General features: G+C 45.6%; 10 protein-coding genes. 7 read left to right on the top strand and 3 right to left on the bottom strand.

Annotated features, from left to right (window positions below):
* Positions 1-104 precede the first annotated feature (104 nt).
* The gene (locus tag QUA07_RS09810; RefSeq protein WP_333324533.1) at positions 105-338 is read left to right on the top strand and encodes a hypothetical protein; all 234 of its coding nucleotides are present in this window, start codon (positions 105-107) and stop codon (positions 336-338) included.
* Positions 339-675: 337 nt separating this feature from the next.
* Here QUA07_RS09810 and QUA07_RS09815 read toward each other — a convergent pair whose 3' ends face one another.
* Together QUA07_RS09815 and QUA07_RS09820 are read right to left on the bottom strand one after the other, a co-directional pair.
* Complete coding sequence (locus tag QUA07_RS09815) at positions 676-1,371, bottom strand: TrkA family potassium uptake protein (RefSeq protein WP_333137393.1); 696 nt, start codon at positions 1,369-1,371, stop codon at positions 676-678.
* Between the two features lie 139 nt (positions 1,372-1,510).
* Positions 1,511-2,845 carry a TrkH family potassium uptake protein gene (locus QUA07_RS09820; RefSeq protein ID WP_333324535.1) on the bottom strand — a complete coding sequence of 445 codons (1,335 nt, stop codon included), beginning with the start codon at positions 2,843-2,845 and terminating at the stop codon, positions 1,511-1,513.
* Between the two features lie 260 nt (positions 2,846-3,105).
* Here QUA07_RS09820 and QUA07_RS09825 point away from each other — a divergent pair, with 260 nt between their 5' ends.
* The 3 genes from QUA07_RS09825 to QUA07_RS09835 all read left to right on the top strand — a co-directional run bounded on the left by QUA07_RS09825 (position 3,106) and on the right by QUA07_RS09835 (position 15,188).
* Complete coding sequence (locus tag QUA07_RS09825) at positions 3,106-4,059, top strand: methyltransferase domain-containing protein (protein ID WP_333324537.1); 954 nt, start codon at positions 3,106-3,108, stop codon at positions 4,057-4,059.
* A 36-nt stretch (positions 4,060-4,095) separates the two neighbouring features.
* Positions 4,096-5,154 carry a homogentisate phytyltransferase gene (locus QUA07_RS09830; RefSeq protein WP_333324539.1) on the top strand — a complete coding sequence of 353 codons (1,059 nt, stop codon included), beginning with the start codon at positions 4,096-4,098 and terminating at the stop codon, positions 5,152-5,154.
* A gap of 194 nt (positions 5,155-5,348) precedes the next feature.
* Positions 5,349-15,188, top strand: coding sequence for a tetratricopeptide repeat protein (locus QUA07_RS09835; protein ID WP_333324541.1), 9,840 nt, complete (start codon positions 5,349-5,351; stop codon positions 15,186-15,188).
* Positions 15,189-15,261: 73 nt separating this feature from the next.
* On the opposite strand, the gene QUA07_RS09840 is transcribed toward QUA07_RS09835, so the two are convergent.
* Positions 15,262-18,480, bottom strand: coding sequence for a glycosyltransferase (locus QUA07_RS09840; RefSeq protein ID WP_333324543.1), 3,219 nt, complete (start codon positions 18,478-18,480; stop codon positions 15,262-15,264).
* A gap of 141 nt (positions 18,481-18,621) precedes the next feature.
* On the opposite strand from QUA07_RS09840, the gene cobA reads away from it, so the two are divergent.
* From cobA to QUA07_RS09855, 3 genes are read left to right on the top strand one after another with little or no spacing between them, the layout of a single operon-like run.
* Positions 18,622-20,208, top strand: a complete 1,587-nt coding sequence (cobA, locus tag QUA07_RS09845; protein ID WP_333324545.1) for a uroporphyrinogen-III C-methyltransferase — start codon at positions 18,622-18,624, stop codon at positions 20,206-20,208.
* Positions 20,209-20,240: 32 nt separating this feature from the next.
* A complete protein-coding gene (locus tag QUA07_RS09850; RefSeq protein WP_015177921.1) occupies positions 20,241-20,432 on the top strand; it encodes a hypothetical protein in 192 nt (63 codons plus the stop codon).
* A 16-nt stretch (positions 20,433-20,448) separates the two neighbouring features.
* Positions 20,449-20,712, top strand: a complete 264-nt coding sequence (locus tag QUA07_RS09855) for a type II toxin-antitoxin system death-on-curing family toxin (protein WP_333324548.1) — start codon at positions 20,449-20,451, stop codon at positions 20,710-20,712.
* Positions 20,713-21,124 lie beyond the last annotated feature (412 nt).

Consider the following 21,124-nt stretch of genomic DNA (forward strand, 5'->3'; position numbering starts at 1 on the left):
AATCTTAAATTTTATCGCAATTCATGGGGCATTTCCTAATTTTTGATGTATTGTAACAATATGCTCGGATGCCATATGTAAAAAAAATTGATGGGGAAAAAATCATGATCACAAGTTGCTTGATTCCTTTGATGGTCTGCTTGATTGCTGGGTGGGTGACTGCGGGGACTGACAATAGAACGTTAGACGGAATTCCGGCTCCCATAGCTGCAATTATTGGAGTGTGTTCGTTAATTTGGTTGCTGGCGGTGTGTCCTTGGCCTGTTGAACTCGCTCTAGTCTTGGCGGTGGTGGTCTTCGGCAAAGCTTACGTGCAAAAAATCTTAAACGTCGGCTGAATTTTCAGGGCTAGCGCTCCTATGATTGGCGGGAGCGCGATCGAGTGCTGCTACTTTGTTAAAATTTTTCGCGATTTGTCTGGCTAGGTTCTGCGAGGGGGTCGCAAAGACGGAACCAACCCCAGAACTGGTGAAATTCAATTTACATTATTCACTTAAAAATTAAAACATAAATATTGACAGAGAAACCCGGTTTATCTAAGATAAACCGGGTTTGTAGGGGTCGGAAATTTTCACACATCGCGCAAGGCTTGCTTAGGACTTAGGCACTCGGAACAAAAGAAACCGGGTTTCTGAGTCCAGGAGTGTTGCTGTATGTGCGTAAAATGGGGAGCTGTTAAATTGGCAAGCGATTGATATCTTTATTAGAACCAATTACTACCATCGCGTCGCCCTTTCTTAAGCGTTCGCTTGGCTCCGGATTAATCTCGAACTTTTCGGCGCGCCCGACTGCTAGCAAGTTCAAACCATACCTGCGCCGGAGTTCCAATTCGGAGATGGTTTTACCGTCAAACTTTTCAGGAACGAGCAACTCAACGATGCTGTGAGCTGGGTCGAGGTCAAAGCGTTCTAAAATGCTGGGTTTTGTAAGAAGGCGGGCCAAAGAGCAGCCCATTTCTCGTTCTGGAAAAACTACATGATCTGCGCCGACTTTTTTCAACAGTTTTAAGTGAGTTTCCGAAGAAGCTTTGGCTATTACGTGACTTACCCCGCCTTCCTTAAGGTTTAGGGTGGTGGTAATGCTTTCTGCTAGGTAATTGCCGATCGCCACAATCACTGTTTCAAACTCAAATATACCAGCTTCCTGAAGAGCGCTAGGCTCAGTAGAATCTAACTGCACAACGTGAGCAGCAATACGATCGTTCAAAGCTTGAGTTACTTTTTTTTCATCGGTGTCAATTCCCAGGACTTCGTAACCCAAACCGTGCAGAGTAGAACACACAGCTTTGCCGAAGCGTCCCAAACCAATAACGGCAAACTGCTTGTTGTCGGCGCGCAAAGTGCGAAAAAAATTTAAAGATGACAGGTTCACTGAATATCCAGCGCTGAGCGTCTTGCTGTTGAAATTTTAGCAGAGACAGCGCCGCCTCCTTTTGATTTTTGGCTAAGTAGTAAAAGTTGATTTGGGTTGTCACCCATTGTTTAGATTATCAGCAACGAGGCAGAATTTTTTATCCCACTAACAAACTTTCCTCAGCATACTTAAAAGACCTGGGTTTTGGATCGCCGAAGGCAGCACTCATCAGCAGCAACACGCCAACCCGACCTATGTACATTGTAGCAATCAAAACTAGCTTACCGATCGCTGAAATCTTGGCTGTAATCCCTGTGGAAAGACCGACCGTGGCAAAAGCTGAAACTGCTTCATACAGCGCTGCGATAAATTCTACTTCGGGATTGGTCAGCTCGATTAAAATTGCAGATGTGAATGCGACCAACATGGAACCGAAGACTACACTAATGGTTTTTAGAATCATTGCTGGCGGGATTTGACGCTGATAGCACTCCACATCTTCCTGGCCTTCGAGAACTGCTGTGGTACAGCAAAACAATATTCTAAAAGTTGTGGTTTTGATTCCGCCGCCGGTGCTGCCAGGACTGGCGCCGATAAACATCAGCGCGATAGTCAGAAATAGCGAGGCTTCGCTCATTTTGCCAATGTCAATTGTATTGAATCCCGCCGTGCGGGGAGTAACAGATTGAAACCAAGCTGCCATCACTTTTTGAGGAAAATTTAGAGAGCCGAAAGTGTCAGGGTTGTCGTATTCCAGCACCAAAAAGGCTAGCGCTCCTAAAATCAAAAGGACAGCCGTTGTAGTGGTAACAACTTTGAAGTTCAGGGAAAAAACTGTGCAGATAGGGCTTTTCTTCAAGCGATCGCGCAGCCACAGGTACATTTCCATAATTACTTCATAGCCGATTCCGCCAAATATGATTAAACCGCTGACTGTGAAGTTAACCATAGGCGAATTGATGTAGCCGATCAAATTATCTGAATAGATGCTAAAACCGGCGTTGTTAAACGAATTAACGCTGTGAAATATAGCAGACCACACACCCTCTTTAAATCCGTATTGGGGGACGAAAACCGTCATCAGCAAAAACACTCCTGTTAATTCAAACAAAAGGGTTGTTGCTAGAATTGACTGCACGAGTTGTACTACGCCGGCTAGCCCGGATTTGTCGAGAGATTGTTGCAGGGCAACTTTGTCTTTCAAGCCAAAGCGGCGGCCCAATAACAGCAGCAAGAAAGTCGTGGCTGTCATGTAGCCCAAGCCTCCTATTTGCACCAGTAAAACTAGGCACAGTTGCCCCCAAAAAGAGTAATATTTTCCGACATCCACAACCGACAATCCCGTGACGCAGACAGCGGAAGTAGAGGTAAACAGCGCTGTTATTGGATCGCTCCAAGTTCCATCAATTGTGGAAAAGGGCATCATCAGCAATAGAGTACCTGCGAGGATGACAGCGAGAAAGCCCAAAGCAATGGTTCGCGAGACAGTCATTCGATTTTAGGTTTGAGATTTTAGATTTTAGATGTGAGAGGGAACCCACAAATCGATTTGAGATTTGAGGTTTGAGAGGGAAGCCACAAATCGATTTGAGATTTGAGGTTTTAGAGGGAACCCACAAATAGAGCGTCGGGCTTGAAGTCAGGACATCTCTATCTGGCGAAGGCCGGAGACCGATCGAACTCAATCGCCAAATTCTATGACAACAGCGGGAAAATAACGGTAGAATTCCTTTAATAACTTGCGATCCGGCGATGACATCAACACTTTACCAGCAAATTCAGCAACTTTACGACGCTTCTAGCGGTTTGTGGGAGCAGGTGTGGGGCGAACATATGCACCACGGTTACTACGGCCCGGATGGCAATTTGAAAAAAGAGCGCCGACAGGCTCAGATAGATTTGATAGAAGAACTGCTGGCATGGGCTGGAGTACCGTCAGACAAGACACTGTGTGAATCTTACCGCATTCTCGATGTCGGTTGCGGGATCGGCGGCAGCACGCTGTATTTGACTGAAAAGTTTAGTTCTATCCCTCAAAATAATTTAAAGTTGGATGGCGAGGCGGAGCAAAATTATAGCCGATCGCCCGATCTCCACAAAACGGGCGCTAGCGTTACAGCAACCGGGATTACTCTGAGTCCGGTACAGGCCAACAGAGCGACCGAACGCGCTAAAATTGCCGATGCTCAAAGCAATGTGAACTTTTTGGTTGCCGATGCTTTGAATATGCCTTTTCCTGACGAGTCATTCGACTTGGTTTGGTCGCTCGAAAGTGGCGAACATATGCCAGACAAAATTAAGTTTTTGCAGGAATGCTGCCGCGTACTCAAGCCGGGAGGAACTTTGATTTTAGCAACTTGGTGTCACCGCCCGCTGGGAGAAACGGCGGGAGAATTAACTGATGAAGAGAGAAAGGAATTGGCAGAAATTTACCGGGTTTATGCTTTGCCTTATGTGATTTCTTTACCGGAATACGAGGAAATTGTCCGCAGTTTGCCTTTGACAAGTATTCGCACCGCTGATTGGTCAAAAGCTGTGGCTCCTTTTTGGGATGTGGTGATCGATTCTGCTTTGACTCCCAGCGCGATTTGGGGTTTGCTAACTAGCGGTTGGACGACTATTCAAGCAGCACTTGCTCTCGGATTGATGAGCCGTGGATATCAGAGCGGGTTGATTCGTTTTGGGCTGATTTGTGCTGTAAAATAACAGGCATATATCAGAGAATTTTTGAGTCTTGAGTTGATGAGTAAGGTGCGTATTACGCACCCTACAGAATATTATTTGTTTGGCGTGGGTGTGAGTTTTATGGGCAATGATTCGATTGGCAAGTCTTGGCGTGATAAAAATGGCTCGGCTCCGCAAAGCTGGGTGAGGGCATTTTGGGAGTTTTCTCGGCCGCACACAATTGTGGGTACTAGCTTGAGTGTATTGGCTTTGTACGCGATCTCCCAAAGTGCGCGGCTGTTTGTGAATCCTGTATTTGGGCCCCTAGCTTTTGCCTGGTTGGCTTGCATTTGCGGCAATATTTATATTGTGGGATTGAACCAGTTAGAAGATGTTGAAATTGATAAAATAAATAAGCCGTATTTGCCGATCGCCTCGGGAGTGTTTTCTCAGAAAACCGGGGAATTAATTGTAATTGCAACGGGAATTATAGCAATTTTGACGGCGGTTTTACAAGGCCCGTTTTTGCTGGCTACCGTTGGCGTTAGTTTGGCGATCGGGACTGCTTATTCTCTGCCCCCAATTCGGCTGAAGCGGTTTCCTTTTTGGGCGGCGCTGTGCATTTTTACTGTGCGGGGCGCGATCGTAAATTTAGGGTTATTTTTACACTTTAATTGGGTGTTGGGTTTGGGAGGGGCGAAAAGCGCTTTTTCTGGCTGGAGTTTGGAGAGTATGTCTTTTCGGATTCCTGCGGAAGTTTGGGTGCTGACGGTTTTTGTTGTGGTGTTTACGTTTGCGATCGCCATTTTTAAAGATATCCCCGACATGGAAGGGGACAAGCAATATAATATTACTACGTTTACGATTAAGCTGGGCAAGCCGACGGTCTTTAATTTATCTCGCTGGGTGTTGACGGTTTGTTATTTGGGCGCGACTTTGGCGGGAGCGATCATATTGTCTAATGTTAATTTAGTGTTTCTGGCAGTTTCTCATTTGGCGGCTTTGGGTTTGATGTGGTTTTGGAGCACGAAAGTTGATTTGGACGATAAAATAGAAATTGCTGCATTTTATCAGTTTATCTGGAAGTTGTTTTTCTTAGAATATCTGATTTTTCCCGCAGCTTGTTTGTTGGGGTAGAAGGGGAAGTTCGGCAACGGATTGTGTAACGGATGTAACGGATGTAACTGCGATGGAATGGGGAAGAAGGAAGAAGGAATGGGGAAGGGGGAATAAGGAAGAAGGAAGGGGTAAGGAAAAAGGAAGGAAGAGTTAACAAATTAGAAGAATTTGGCAATTACAAGTTAGCGAACTCCCAAACAACCAAGACAACTATGGCTTCTCAAAAAAAATCGCGGAAATCTGCCTGCAAACTGGGTGCCGAAGACTCTTTGAAATTAGCTTGGCAACATCACCAAGCGGGCCGTTTGTTAGAAGCTGAGAATTTGTACCGGCAAATAATAGAAGTACAGCCGGAATCAGCAAACGTGCTGTGTTTGTTGGGAATAGCGGCGAGACAGCAGGGAAAAATTGCAGAGGCGATCGACTTTTACGAACAAGCGATCGCCCAAAACCGCGATTTTGTAGAAGCGCATTTAAATAAGGCTAATCTTTTGCTGGATGTAGGCGAGTATCAAAGGGCGATCGCCAGTTACGAACAAGTCATCAAAATTCAGCCAAATTCCGCACTCGCCTACAATAACTTGGGCTGGATTAAACAGCAATTATGTGAAATAGACGAGGCTATTTTATATTACCAAACAGCGCTGCGACTCGACCCCAACCTGCACGAAACAGCGCACAACTTAGGACATTTATTTAAACAAAAAAATCAGTTAAACGAGGCGGTAGCTTATTACGTCCAAGCTTTAAAAATAGATCCCAATTTGATATATTCTCTGATGGGCTTGGGAACAGTTTTGCAGCAGCAAGGTAAATTAGCTGAAGCTTTCAACTGCTACCAGCAAGCGGTAAAACTCGACCCCAACAATCCCGAAGCTCACAACAATGTAGGAGCATTTTTCCACGAACAAGGCAATGCAAAAGCAGCAATATCCTACTACAGACAAGCATTAAACTTAAAGCCAGATTTCGTGGAGGCTATTAACAATCTCGGACACGCTTTGGTCGATTTGGGAGAATTTCAAGAGGCTTTTTCTTGTCACAGTCGAGCCTTGGAATTGCAGCCAGACAACGCCACAGCCCACCTGGAATTCGCCTTAACTTTGCTATTGTTCGGAGATTTTCAGCGCGGTTTTGCTGAATACGAGTGGCGGTGGCGCACTCCGCAACTACAACCGAGGCAATTTAAACAGCCGGTTTGGGATGGTTCGGATTTGCAGGGGAAAACTATTTTACTCCACGTCGAGCAGGGCTTTGGCGATTCGATTCAGTTTATTCGCTACGCCCCAATTCTTCGCAGCCAAGGCGCTAAAGTTATGGTGGCTTGCTATCCAGAACTGCTGCGGTTGTTTGCGACAGTTCCTGGTATTGAATATTTATCAGTTAGTCTGGAAGGTTTGCCAGAATTTGACGTTCACTCACCGCTGATGAGTTTGCCGCGAATTGTCGGGACAACTCTGGAAACAATACCTGCCAATGTTCCTTATTTATATCCGCCTGCTGAGTGCAAGTTTGCGCTTTCTTCTGATGCCAAATTGAAGGTGGGGATTGTTTGGGCAGGGAGTCCGAAGCGCCGGAAAGACAATCAGCGTTCTTGCATATTGAGCGATTTTATTCGATTTTTGGATGTTCCGGGAATCGCTTTTTATAGTTTACAAAAAAACTTGTCCGAGAGCGATCGCACTTTGTTGCACCAACACTTAGTGCCGGATTTAACTCCGCATTTGAACGACTTTGCTGATACCGCTTCGGCTATATCTCAACTGGATTTAGTCATTAGTGTCGATACGGCTGTGGCGCACTTAGCCGGTGCTTTAGGAAAACCGGTTTGGGTGCTGCTTTCTTTTGCTCCTGACTGGCGTTGGCTGCTGGATCGTGAAGATAATCCTTGGTATCCAACTGCGAGGCTTTTCCGCCAAAGTCAGCCGGAAAGTTGGCAAGAATTGTTTGAGGAAGTACAGGCGGCTTTGAGTTTATTTGCGATCGCCAATACTGCTAGTTATTCCGAGGATTCTGCCCACAAGCAGTTTGACTCCCTTTCGCTTGCAATGACTGCTAATAATAAGCCTGACCTCGATTCTGTGGCTCTCAAAATGACAGGTGTAAGTGTGGTTAAAGAGAGTAAACAAATATTTGTGATGGCGAGCGAAGGGTTAGCAGAAGGCTCCGCAGCTAATCACTCGCAGGGAATTGAGACCTCGGTTGCGATCGCAACGGGTGGGGATAACTCTCTTGTTTTAGAGGATTTATTGCGACAAGCAGAACATTTAATGGAAACAGGTGATCGGGAAGAGGCGATCGCCCTTTACGAACAGATTATATCTCTTGAGCCAAATTGCGTTCAAGCGCGGATTAATTTTGGTTTTCTCAAGCAGGAAAATGGCGAATTGGAAGCCGCTATCCCCCATTACCGAGAAGCTTTAGCCATCGATCCAAATATTCCTCAAACCGCTTACAACTTGGCAAAGATTTTTGAGGAACAAGGTCAAGTGGAAGAGGCGATCGCACATTACGAGCAAGCTCTTGTAGCTCAACCGGATTTCGTACCCGCCCTGATTAATTTAGCCGTGGCGCTGCAAGAAAAAGGCGAACTTTTAGAGGCTGTAAACCTTTATAGACGAGCGCTGGAAATTCATCCGCATAGCTGGGAAGCTTACAACAATCTGGCAACAGTGTTGCAAGAACAGGGCAATTTAGAAGATGCACTGGAGTATTATCACAAAGCTCTAGAATTGCTGCCGGATTTTGTGGAAGCTATTAACAATTTAGGCAGGACGTTTTTGGAAAAAGGCGCGGTAGAAGATGCGATCACCTGCTACAGACGAGCGATTCATTTAAACCCCAATCACGCGAGCGCTCACCTGAATTTATCCTTGGCTTTGCTGTTGGTGGGAGATTTGGAAAATGGTCTCGCTGAATACGAGTGGCGCTGGCAAATTAAAGAATTTCACACTGGTCATTCCTGTTTTTTGACGGGACCGGATAATAGTGTTTCGGCGAGAGAATACCGGCCGCTGTGGGACGGTTCTGATTTGGTGGGAAAGACTATTTTGCTGCACGCCGAACAAGGTTTAGGCGATTCGCTTCAGTTTATTCGCTACGCTGCGATCGTCAAAAATAAAGGCGGTAGGGTCATTGTGGGCTGTTACCCGCAATTGCACCGTTTGTTTGCAACGGTTGATGGCATTGATTTGCTAATAGTTAAAGGCGAGCCACTGCCGGAATTTGACGTGCAAGCGCCGATGTTGAGTTTGCCGTATATTCTTGGTACAAAGCTGGAAACAATACCGGCAAATACTGCTTATTTATCTCCGCCTGCGGGTGCTGAATTTGGACTTTTGCCCGATCGCAATTTGAAAGTTGGCATTGTCTGGGCGGGGAATCCAAAACACCGCAAAAACAAGCAGCGTTCGTGCAGTTTAAGCCAGTTTCTGCCGCTTTTGGACGTTTCGGGGGTAAGTTTTTACAGCTTGCAGAAAGAGGTTTCCGAGACCGATCGCGCGCTGTTGAATCAAACGTCGATCGTAGATTTGAGCCCGTATTTTGGCGATTTTGCTGATACTGCTGCTGCGATCGCCAAACTGGATTTAGTCATTAGTGTCGATACCGCTGTCGCCCATTTGGCGGGGGCTTTGGGCAAATCAGTGTGGATTGTGCTGGCGTTTTCGCCGGATTGGCGGTGGCTGCTGGAACGGGAAGATAGTCCTTGGTATCCGACGGCGCGGCTGTTCCGGCAGCATCAGCGGGGCGACTGGGAGGACGTTTTCGATCGGGTTGCGGCAGCTCTAGGCGCGGTTGCAGCAGCATTTGTGCCGTCGGATGCGGCGGATGCAGAGTTTCGGTTGGGCGTGGATTTGCAGCAGCAAGCCGATTTTGGCGGTGCGATCGCTTGTTATGAGCGAGCGATCGCGATCGATCCTAATTACGCAGCCGCGCACAGCAATTTAGGCGTTGTTAAACAACAAGCGGGCAGACTAACAGAGGCGATCGCGCACTACCGACAAGCCCTAGCAATCGACGGGAATTTGGCGGAAACTGCGAGCAATTTGGGCAGCGCGCTCGCGGAAGCAGGGGAGACTGAAGAGGCGATCGCAGAATATCAGCGGGCGCTGTCTTTAAACCCGAATTGCGCGGAAGCGCTGATTAATTTGGGCCTGTTGCGGGAAGAGCAAGGGGATGTGACGGAGGCTATAAGCTGCTATGAGCAAGTGATTCAAGTCAATCCTAATTGCGCGGTGGCTTATTTGAATTTGGGAATTGCTTTGGAGGCACAAGGGGAGGATGCGATCGCCAATTACGAACGCGCGATCGCAAATTACGAACGGGCGATCGCGATCGCTCCCAATGATGTGGAGGCTTTGCAGCATTTAGCATACGCCTCGATCCGACAGGGCAAAATTGACCGCGCGATCGCATACTATGATCGAGCTCTGGCGCTGCAACCGGATGGGGCAGAAACTGATCTCGCTTGCGGGAGTTCGCTGTCTAGCCCAGATAAGTTGGATGAGGATTTAGCTGTTTGCCAGCAAGCGATTCAGGCATCGCCAGCCAGTGCACAGGCTCACGGCAATCTAGGAATTGTCCTGCATAAACAGGGCAAAATTGAAGATGCGATCGCCTGCTATCAGCAAGCTTTGAGCCTGAAACCCGACTTTCCACAAGCTTTGAACAATCTCGGCAAAGCTTTTGAGGAAGCGGGAAAAATGGCAGAGGCGATCGATTGTTACCGTCGGGCGATCGAACTCAAACCCGGTTATATCAATCCCCTCACCAGTTTGGGAAGTGCTTTGCACGATCGTGGCCAAGTTGCCAATGCTGTCACCTGCTACAGCCAAGCAGTAAAATTTAATGTCGCTAACCCGGAAGCTCACCTAAATTTAGGTTTAGTTTTGCTGCTGTCTGGAGACTTGCAGCGTGGTTTTTGCGAGTACGAATGGCGACTCCTAGTTAAAGAAAAACAGTTCCGGCGCCACAACTTTATTCAGCCACTTTGGGATGGTAAAGATTTGGAGGGAAAAACTATTTTGCTTTGCCCGGAACAGGGTTTAGGCGATGCAATTCAGTTTATCCGCTATGCAGATTTAGTCAAGCAAAAAGGCGGCAGGGTAATTGTTTGGTGTTTGCCGCACTTGCAGCGCTTGTTTGCACAAGTTTTGGGAATCGATGGGTTAATAGTTAATCCAGAGGATGCGCCGGATTTTCAAGTTCAGGCGCAGCTAATGAGTTTGCCACACCTTCTGGGAACAACTTTAGAAACTATACCGGCGAATGTTCCTTATTTAGCTCCGCCGCCCGGTTGGGAATTTACTCTCAATCCAACTACTAATTTGAAAGTAGGGATTGTGTGGTCTGGAAATCCTAAAAATTCCCAAAATAAGGTGCGATCGTTACCCCTAAATTTGTTGACAAAACTGTTAGATATTCCCGGAGCCGAATTTTACAGTTTGCAACAGGAAATGACAGCAGACGATCGCGCTTTGTTAGAGCAAATGCCTGTAACAGATTTAAGCTATTATTTGCACGACTTGGCGGATACTGCGGCGGCAATTTCGGCTCTGGATTTAGTGATTTCTGTAGATACTTGTGTGGCACACTTGGCTGGTGCTTTGGGCAAACCCGTGTGGATTTTGCTGTGTTTTGTGCCGGATTGGCGGTGGATGTTGCATCGCGAAGATAGTCCTTGGTATCCGACGGCGCGACTGTTTCGCCAGTCAACAGCGGGAGATTGGGAAGGAGTTTTAGAAGAAGCGGGTTTCGCGCTCAGAGACAGAATTTATCAGCATCAGGAAGCTCAATCACTAATAGAAAGTCAGCCCAATGTTGACTTAGCTCAAAAACAGTTTAATAGCGGAAATGTGCTGAAAGCACAAGGTAGATTTTCCGAGGCGATCGCTCGTTTTAAAAATGCTCTAGTTTTGCAGCCCAATTCTATCGAAACCGCCACTAATTTGGCAGTGACACTGCACCAAACAGGCAATTTAGCCGAAGCTGCCACCTATTATCAGCGCGCGATCGAAATCGACCCTAACTGCGCTAAAGCGCAGAATAACTTGGGTATTTTGCTGCAAGATAAAGGCAATATAGCCGATGCTGTATCTTGTTTTCAAAAGGCGATCGCCCTGAATCCAATTTACGTCAAAGCTCTCAACAATCTCGGCGCGATACTCCAGCAGCAGGGCGAGTTGCCGACTGCGATCGCGTGTTTTCATCAAGCACTTTCCGTCAATTCCAATTATGCGCCCGCGCTGGTAAATTTGGGTGCGGCGATGCAAACACAATCTCAGCTAGCCGAGGCTGAACGCTTTTACGAGCGTGCAATTGAAGCAGAACCAAACAATCCTAAAGGGCACTATCACCTGGGAACGTTATGCTTGGGGGCGGGAAAAATAGAACAGGCAATTTCTAGCTTGGAACGAGCCATATCTTTGAACCCTAATTATCTAGAAGCTATTACTAATTTAGGCAGTGCTGTTGAACAATTAGGAGACGTAAATCGAGCAATTTTGTGTTACAATCAAGCTATAAAACTTGATGCAAATTGTGTCAAAGCTCACTTCAATTTAAGCTTAGTCTTGCTGTTGACTGGAGATTGGCTGCGCGGTTTAGCAGAATACGAGTGGCGCTGGCAAACTGAACAGGCGAAAAAATTACCACGGTTGAATTTTGATCAACCAGTTTGGGACGGTTCAGATTTGAAGGGACAAACTATTTTGCTCCGATCCGAACAAGGTTTAGGCGATGCCATTCAATTTGTGCGATACGCGGCAATTGTGCAGAAAAAAGGTGGCAAAGTAATTATTTCTTGCTATCAAGAACTGAAGCGTTTATTTAAGCAGATTCCTGGCATCGAACAAGTGGCGGTTCGGATGGATGAATTGCCCGATTTCCAAGTGCAAGCACCGCTGATGAGTTTGCCGTATATTCTCGGAACAAATTTAGAAAATATACCGGCAAATGTTCCTTATTTAGCTGCGCCGCCCAATTGGCAATTTTCTCTAAATTCCGATAGTAAGTTTAAAGTTGGGATTGCCTGGGCGGGAAGTGCGGAACATTTGAAGGATTTTCAGCGATCGAGCGATTTAAGCTATTTCCTGACATTATTAGATATTCCCGGTGTAACTTTTTACAGTCTTCAGAAAGAAGCGTCGGCGGAAAATCGTACTTTGTTGACTCAAATTCCCGTGATAGATTTGAGCGACAATTTGAACGATTTTGCCGATACAGCGGCGGTGATATCGCAACTAGATTTAGTCATTTGCGTGGATACGGCTGTCGCGCACTTAGCCGGTGCTTTGGGTAAACCCGTATGGATTTTGCTGTGTTTTATGCCGGATTGGCGGTGGATGTTGGAACGCGAAGACAGCCCTTGGTATCCGACGGCGCGACTGTTTCGGCAGCAAACACCGGGCGATTGGGAGGAAGTATTCGATCGCGTAAAAACAGCCTTGCTAGAGAGGGCGGGCACGGGGGCACCGCCCCTACAATCTACTCGTTCCCAAGCTGTGTCTGGTAACGGAGATACCGAAGCTTCGCCTCGATTTTATTTATCGCCCGCACAGGTACAATTTCACATAGCAAAAGCCTTAGAAAAACAACGTAAAAATGCAGAGGCAGCCGCTCGTTACGAACAAGTAATTGCCGCCTCACCCAGCCACGCCGAAGCCCACAGTTATTTAGGTTATCTCAAACAGGAAAACGGGCAAATAACCGAGGCAATTTCGCACTACAAACAAGCGCTAGAAACCAATTCCAACCTGAGCGAAACAAACTTATACTTGGGTTCCGCCCTCGAAGAAGAAGGAAAAGTAGCAGAGGCGATCGACTTCTACAATAAAGCAATTCAACTACGTCCCAACTCGCCCAATTGGCGCTTGAGACTAGCCTTAGCTTTGCTCTTAACTGGAAATTTTGAGCGTGGTTTTGCGGAGTACGAATCGCGCTGGCAAACTGAACAATTGGATCGGCGCTCTTTTGAGCAACCGCTTTGGGATGGCTCTGATTTGCAGGGAAAAACAATTTTATTGCACCCTGAACAAGGTTTTGGTGATACGATACAATTTATCCGCTACGCGCCTTTAGTTAAGCAAAAAGGCGGCAAAGTTATTGTTGCTTGTCATGTCTTGCTGAAGCGTTTATTTGAAGGAATTGCAGGAGTTGATCGAGTAGGAGTCAAGCCGAGCGATTTGATAGATTTTCAAGTGCAAGCCCCGCTGCTAAGTTTGCCACGAATTCTGGGGACGACTTTGGAAAATATACCGACGAATATTCCTTATTTAGCTCCGCCACAGGATTTTAAATTTTCCCTAGAGCCGAACAATCAACTAAAAGTAGGTATTGTGTGGGCGGGCGGCCCGCTGCACCGCAACAATCATCGGCGATCGTGTAAATTAAGCGATTTTGTGAAATTTGTAGATGTTCCGGGAGTGAGTTTTTACAGCCTTCAGAAAGATTTGTCAGGAGGCGATATTACTTTATTAAAGCAACACCAAATTGAAGATTTGAGCGACCATTGCGTAGATTTTGCAGACACCGCAGCAATTATTTCGCAACTCGATTTAGTAATTTGTGTAGATACTTCTGTCGCGCACTTGGCCGGTGCTTTGGGCAAACCAGTCTGGATTTTGCTGTCTTTTGTTCCCGATTGGCGCTGGATGCTGGAACGCGAAGATAGCCCTTGGTATCCCACTGTGCGGTTGTTTAGGCAGCAAAAAGCCGGTGATTGGGATGGAGTTTGCGATCGTATAAAAGCAGCCTTGCTAGAGAGGGTGGGCACGGGGACACCGCCCCTACAATCTACTCGTTCCCAGGCTCAGCCTGGTAACGCCAATCCAGAGGCTCAGCCTCAAATCCAACCCCCAGAAACTCCCGCACAAATTACCGGAATCGGCATTACTTGGCCCCTCAGTATAACCAGCGGTTGGGGAATTTACGCCCTGAATTTAACCCTACAACTGCGGCAAAATCCCGCCTGGGAAGTTGCACTTTTAGCACCGCCATCAATCACCTCAGAAGCGATGAATCCGCTGCATAAATCGCTGTTGTTACCTGTAATTGAAAAGCACAAAACTTTTCAGGAATTAGTAGCAGCCAATTCCGACAAACAAATCAGTTGTAATTTTCCCGTACTTTACGCTTTGGGGAATAATTTAGCATCCTCTGGAGTTGACAATCAAATTACCAGCGCTTGTCAAATAGGAGTCATATTTTTTGAAGACACACGAATCAAAGCAGAAGCACTAGAAACAGCCAAAAAATATAGCGCGATTGTCGCAGGTTCCAACTGGAATGCGGAGGTTTTGAGAAGCCGGGGCTTGACTAATGTAGCGATGGTACATCAAGGAATTGACCCAACAATTTTTCATCCTGCACCCAAATCTAATCTATTTGGCGATCGCTTCGTCATTTTCTCCGGCGGCAAACTAGAATATCGCAAAGGTCAAGATATTGTAATTGCCGCTTTCAAACGATTTCGCGCCAAACATCCAGAGGCTTTGTTACTAACAACATGGCACAACTTCTGGCCTCAGTATATGTTAGGAATCGAACAAACTGGAAACGTGGCTGGGCTTCCCAATATCAACCGCGACGGAAGTTTAGGAATTTCCCAATGGTTAGTGGCGAACGGTTTGCCGATTGACTCTTTTATCGACATCGGCTTAATTCCCAATCACCTCGCTGGACAAATTTTGCGAGAAGCCGACTGCGCTGTTTTCACTAACCGCTGCGAAGGGGGCACTAATTTAGTCGCAATGGAAAGTATGGCTTGCGGAATTCCGACTATTTTATCAGCAAATACTGGTCATTTAGACTTGATTTACAGCCACATTTGCTATCCTTTATGGAATCAAGGACGAGTTAAACTGACGGCTCCTTTTTCTGGTGTAGAAGGTTGGGGAGAGTCTGAGGTTGCAGAAGTTGTCGAGGCTTTGGATCAAGTTTATACTAATCGCGAAGAAGCAAAACGGATCGGTTTAGCTGCGGCTATTTTTATGCTGGATTGGACTTGGGAAAAACAGGTTAAGCGTTTTTTGGATGTGATGGCAGATATGTAGATAACACTAAAATCCTGACTACAAACTTTCGGAAAATTCTTCGTAGTAAAGACTTTACTCATTATAAAAAAGATTAATTTCCGATTGATTCCAATAGTTTGTTAGCACTGTTTACACTTTCAATCTCGTATAGTTCTGGATTGTAAGAAACAATTTGTGCTACCAATTTGTGATGATATTGTTGAGCAGTGGCATTCCTAGAACCATGAACGCTACGATAATTAAGAACTATTTCTCTCGTTCCCCAAAAAGGAATGCTATGTTTGTGACAATTAACCCAAAATTCCCAATCCTCATAACCTTCTTTCATCTCTGCTTTGTAACCGTTGACCAAATTCCAAACTGATTTGTGATACAATGAAGACGTGCAAATCATATTAAATTGTTTGATATTTTTTGGTGAATATAAATCATAACTGGGTATTGTGTGATTTTCATTGCCGCCAAAAAGTTGATAAGAACCAAATGCTATGCAAGGTACTTGGGATTTTAGACATATTTCTAAAAGACAATTCAAGGCATTTGGAGCTAAAATATCATCGGCATCTAAGGGCATTATGTATTGGCCGGTTGCTGCGGCTATGCCAGTATTTCTAGCCCTTGATATCCCTTGATTAGCTTTCTCTATTAGCCTAATTTGATGCTGGGGATTTGCTGCAATCGCATTTTTTGCTACTGTACTCGTACTATCTAAGCTGCCGTCATTGACAATGATAATTTCCCAATTTTTGTAAGTTTGGTTAATCACGCTAGTTACTGCTTCCACCAAAAAATGAGATTGATTGTAGCAGGGAATAATCACAGATACCAAAGGTCGATCTGCCAATTGTGGCGAGGCTGTAACTTGTTTGACACTTTCTGATTGTAAATTATGTGCCGAATTTCTAGCAGCTTGCAAGCTGTAAAAATAAATCTTGGGATGGACAATGGCTAATTGATTCAGATCGGTATTGTGATATTCATTTACTAACCTCGGATATCCCGACAAGTATTCTTGTTTAACAAAAATCAAGATATTTTGAGCGTAGCAAGGCTCTACTTTGTCATTGTTCCATATTTTTTTTCTCAAGCAGTCAATAACTGCATACCCGTTTTTCTGAAAGTAATAAACCCAATATTGTGGCCACTGTTCGTTAACGTGTTCGACGCCTCCTTGAAATGGTATCGCAGCAGAAAACAGAATCACTGGTGCTAGTTGAGTAAGAGAATTAACAAAGTTTTCGGCACAGGTAGCCGGCAAATGTTCGGCAACTTCCAGAGAAATTGCTAAGTCAAATTTTCTGTTTATTTGCAGCGGTTGCTTTAAATCGGCGGATTGGAACTGATTTAAAGGAATTTGTAAAATAGTGCGATCGACATAATCACCATCTATTCCCAAACAATCAGCAATTCCCAACTGGTGGAACGCAGCTAACCAACTTCCCGTACCGCAGCCCACATCTACCACACTTTTAGGTAAAATGGGTTGCAGCAAGTCTAACAGCAGGGGAATAATTTCTCTAGCAGAACTGCGAGTTCCTTCTCCGATTAATTGGTGAAAATCTCTTGTATAAGATGACTGTTGGTTTTGATTAATTTGGCTGGCTGTTTGATAATTAATTGTCTCTAAACTGCTAATATTGTAACCGTGCAAATGTGCTGGCAACTGCCAGGAAATATTGGGATCGGGTTGATGTTTTACTGGCTCGACATTGCCCCGCCAAGCAGCCCCCATAATTTGCATTGTTTGATATACTACTGTTTGCCATCCTCTTTGCTTCAAGTAATCTAAACCTTTACCAACATCTGGAGCGGTTAAATCGTGAAATAAAATTATTGCATCTTCCTCAGCCAATTTTTCACACGCAATGGCATCATTTAACGGCCCATCACCTCCGTGTTCTCCGTCAATAAAAATTAACGACCATTTGCGGTTGAATTGAGCGGAAAATTCTTCTACTCTTTGGGGGCTGTAGCCCGGTATTAGCTCGACGGTCGTTTGAACTCCCGACGCATTGAGAGCGCCTTGAATTGAATCGATTACGCTTTGTCTGATATCTTCTCTTTCTAACAGCGGATCGACGACATCTAACTCAACTCCTGCGAGGGCTAAGTGACAGGCAGACCAACCCAGCCAGCAGCCGATTTCTAAGGCTTTTTTACCTTTGAATTGCAGGGCTGTATTGTAAAGGATGTGGGCTTCGTCGCGATTCAAAAACCCGATGAATGGATAGCGCTTGTCTGCATACCAATTATGCGGAATTTCCCGGCGCAAATAAGGCCAGTTACTCGCATTTGGATCGGCAATAATCATATTGGGGAAATAGGGGTCAGGTATAATTATTTGGAACCCTGGCGAAACGTAATCCCCTGGTTGTAATAAATTATTTTTGCTAAGTTCAGGTTGTTGGTAAGTCATTTTGGGTTCTTGAAATATTGGTCTTGCTTCCTGTTTTTTAGGTTGATAACGGACGCTAATTTCCAGTAGATCGCCGTCAGTTGCCATCAATTGTACTCGGTCAAACTGCTGGCGGCCAGCTAAATGCAAGATGCCGATCGCCTCCTGCGGCAAGTACGGCTCCACAAAACAGCCTCGCTGCTTGTCCCAAACCGGAAAACCGTTGAATATCCAATTGCACCAAGCTGGCAGCATTTCAGTCATATTGAACAATTCCCCACTGTAAACAGCGAGGTTGAGGGCAAATTGATCTGTCATGACACAGCCGGATCTCTGCAATCCTTGATGGAGTTTTTCAGCCCAGATTTCCCAGTGCAAAGCATCTTTTCGGAGGGCAAAAACTCCGGCATTTAATATAGGATAACTGTAGAATTTTTTAGCGGTTTCTTCACCAAAGTTAGCTTCATATTGTTGATAAACCCACTGCCAAAACTCAGGCAGTGGCCCGTACTGCTGCAAGCTTGCCCTGTGAACTTCGGGAACAATTGCCAGTCCCCGGCGCGATGCTCCTTCAACCAACAAATTAATTGCTCTCCAGTCTTGAACCCAAGCATCCGCATCAATCCAAAGGTATATATCAAAATTGGGAAAGTATTTTCGCAAACAAGGTCTAACTAATAGTCCTTTTAAATGTTCGGGAGATTCATTTATGCCCGGAAAGTCAAAGTCCCAATCTGGTTTTTGAATGATATTAACTTGTCTTTCCAGCCACTGCAACTGTTCGCGAGTACAGCCGAGATCGAAAAAGCCGATCGCCACATTTTCACCCTCTGGTTTTTCCCGCACCGATAAAATAGTACCTTGCACCAATTCAAAGTAATTTGCATCGGCGGCCGTGATGATGATAATCTGCATAAATAGCTTTTCTAATACAATAAACTGCGGAGTATACCGTAGGGTGCGCCTCGGCGCGTCTTACTATAGTGTAGGGTGCGCCTTGGCGCGTCTTACTATAGGCTAGCAATATTCATACAACTATACTATCGAGGAGGAATTGTGAAAAACCAAAAAGGGAAAGTTTATCTAGTCGGTGCGGGGCCCGGAGATTGTAACTTGATGACAGTGCGATCGCACAAACTGCTATCCCAAGCCGAAGTCTTAATCTACGATGCTCTAATCGACATCCCGCAACTCGAATTAATCCCAGCAACTTGTCGGAAAATCGAAGTCGGGAAACGCGGCGGCAAACCTTCCACCCAGCAGCAAGAAATTAACCGTTTGCTGGTAGAACATTGCCAACTTGGAAAACAAGTAATCCGCTTAAAAAGTGGCGATCCGTTTATTTTTGGCCGCTCTAGTTCCGAAATTCAAGCATTAATCACAGCGGGTTGCGAGTTTGAAGTAATACCCGGAATTTCATCAGCCTTAGCCGCACCTTTATTAGCAGGAATTCCCCTGACTGATCCGGTAATGAGTCGCTGTTTTGCAGTGATGAGCGCCCACCAACCGGATGATCTGGAATGGGAAGCTTTAGTGCAGATAGAAACTTTGGTAATATTGATGGGAGGGCGCAATTTAAGCGAGATCATCTGGCAATTGCAAAAGCACGGACGATCGCCAGAAACTCCGATCGCCATTATCCGAGATTGCGGCCGCCCCGAACAGCAAATTTGGCTCGGCACTCTCTCCAACATTGTACAGCAAACAGCAGGTCAATCTCTATCGCCTTGCGTGATCGTAATTGGGGAAGTAGTCAGATTGCGCGAATATTTAATCCAGCCAGAAAGCACAAATATGATCGATACACCAGTCACCTCTAATAACAGCCAATTGCCATTAGCAGGAAAAACCATTTTAGTCACGCGCTCCGTTTCTCAGTCGGCTGAATTTAGCGATCGACTCCAGCAACAAGGAGCCCGCGTTATCGAAATGCCCGCCTTGGTAATTGGGCCGCCGTCCACTTGGGAACTATTAGACAGTGCGATCGCACAATTGTCAAGCTTTCACTGGTTAATTCTCACTTCCCACAACGCTGTAGACTGCTTTTTCCAACGATTACAAGCAAAAGGGAAAGACGCCCGCAGCTTGTTTGGTATTAAAATTGCCGTTGTCGGCAAAAAAACAGCAGAAAGTTTGCGATCGCACTCTTTACAACCAGACTTTATTCCCCCCAACTTTGTCGCCGATTCCCTAGTCGAGAACTTCCCCTGGCAGGGCGGGCACGGGGGCACCGCCCCTACAAACTGCAAAATCCTATTTCCCAGAGTAGAAAGCGGCGGCAGAGAAGTTTTAGTTAAAGAATTCACCGCCAAAGGAGCGCAAGTAATAGAAGTGCCAGCTTACCAATCTTGCTGTCCAGAAAATATTGATCCGATCGCCCTATCCGCACTCCAAAATCAAGCCGTAAATATCATAACATTTGCCAGTTCCAAAACCGTACATAACTTTTGCAATCTCATACAAGAAAGCCCAAAATTGTCCCTCTCTAAGGATTGGTTGGAAAACGTTTGCATTGCATCCATCGGCCCGGAAACTTCCAAAAGCTGCCAAAATTTATTGGGTAAGTTAGATGTGGAAGCTAAGGAATATACCTTGGATGGGCTGACTGAGGCGATCGTCCAATGGACACAAGCGAGGTTGTAAAATAGTTGTACGATCATTAGGAGGAAAGAAACATGACCGCCAAAGACCAACTTCTTCAAGAACTCGACCAAGTGCCAGAACCCTTGCTGCTGAAAGTGCTTGAATTTGTCCGTTCCTTAAAGACTGAAGAAGAACAACAAAAACTAGAAGCCAAAGCGTGGCAGGCATATCTAGATTCAGAACGCGAAAGAAAGGAGGTTTATCGTCGCCTTGCCAACTCCTAATTTTGTCAGCAAAAGTATGGTTGTCAATATCCACGCCAGACAGATAGAAAGATTTGGTGGCACTCCCGGCCTCAGAGATGAAGGCTTGTTAGAGTCGGCTTTGGCTCAACCGCAAGCAACTTTTGGCGGTCAATTGTTGCATCCGACAATTGCCGAACAAGCTGCTGCTTATCTCTATCACATAGCGATGAATCATCCCTTTATTGACGGCAATAAACGAACAGCTTTTGCTGCAGTGACAGATACCTTTTTGCGTTTAAATGCTTGCACTCTCAATTAGATGGACGATCGAGCATATGATTTAGTCATGCGAGTCGCACGGGGAACCATGACTAAGGAAGAACTAACCACCGAGTTTGAGTCATGTATTATTGAGTTTTAATAAGTAAGTTGGGCAGCCTTAATGGAGATTAAGTAAGGTGTGGCGTACTCACCCTACATGGAAATAGCGAATCGCGGAACAAAAAAGCGAGTAAAATTATCACTAAAGAACAAAGCCGAGATCCTTTGCGTCAAATCAGTAATAAAACTAAACAGAAAATAGCACCAACCGCCGATCGCCCTTTCTCCCGCAAATCCCGCTACCCAACTACTAATTAGCAATAGCCATGAATATAAATTTTTCTCGTTACGACACCTTAACCACCCTGCTAGCAGGAACTACGGCAGCCTTAACCATAGTCATCAGCCAA

This window comes from Microcoleus sp. T3_A4 (assembly GCF_036700465.1).
GTDB lineage: Bacteria > Cyanobacteriota > Cyanobacteriia > Cyanobacteriales > Microcoleaceae > Microcoleus.